Source organism: Pacificimonas pallii, from assembly GCF_019204005.1.
In the GTDB taxonomy this organism is placed as follows: domain Bacteria; phylum Pseudomonadota; class Alphaproteobacteria; order Sphingomonadales; family Sphingomonadaceae; genus Pacificimonas; species Pacificimonas pallii.
Map to the genome: position 1 here is coordinate 1 of NZ_JAGSPA010000010.1, position 633 is coordinate 633.

Annotated in this window: 1 protein-coding gene; it reads left to right on the forward strand. The window is 54.7% G+C overall.

Translation table 11 applies throughout. The annotated features are described in order from the left end of the window. Positions 1–478: hypothetical protein (locus KCG44_RS14290; RefSeq protein WP_218446800.1), on the forward strand; the 478-nt coding region annotated here is incomplete at its 5' end. Positions 479–633 lie beyond the last annotated feature (155 nt).

The window sequence follows — 633 nt, forward strand, 5'->3', positions numbered from 1 at the left end:
GGCAAGGGCGAAGGAAATCGGTGAGGCGGTCGTTGTCGACCTGCCGAATGGAGACACTCTTTTCGCTCTCCTGAAGGCGGGGCAGGCTTTTGATGCTTTCCTGCCGCAGATCGAGGCGGACTACGACATAAGCGGCAGCTGCGGCGGCATGCGAGCTATGGCTGAGGGACTTTCCAGCCGCGACTACCAGGCGGTAATCGCTGCCGAAAACTATCCTAAATTCGTTCGCTTCCGCGATATCACCGATCCTACAAGTATCGAGCCAGTCGATCCAGACGCTCTCGCGGCAAGCTTCGGTGAGGGCTACGTGCTGCGTCAAATTGCGATTCACACCACGGACCAACAGGTGACGAGAGGGATCGCTAAAAGGCTTCCGAGTTTCGGACCGGAGACAGGTTTTGACGGGTGGTGCAAAGGCCTTCCTTTTGGCGACCCGCGACAAGTTTCGCGTTATGATTTTCAAAGGAATGCAAAATGACCGACGAGTTGTTCCGCTCAATTCTAGCGATGGATGCGTACAATCGTGGCTATGCGCCCGGCATAGCAGGTCTTCCTGTTTCAGGCTCGATTGGAACAGCAACTATTAATCGTGATTCAAGGATCCTCATAGAGGACGGCGAACGTCTAGATATC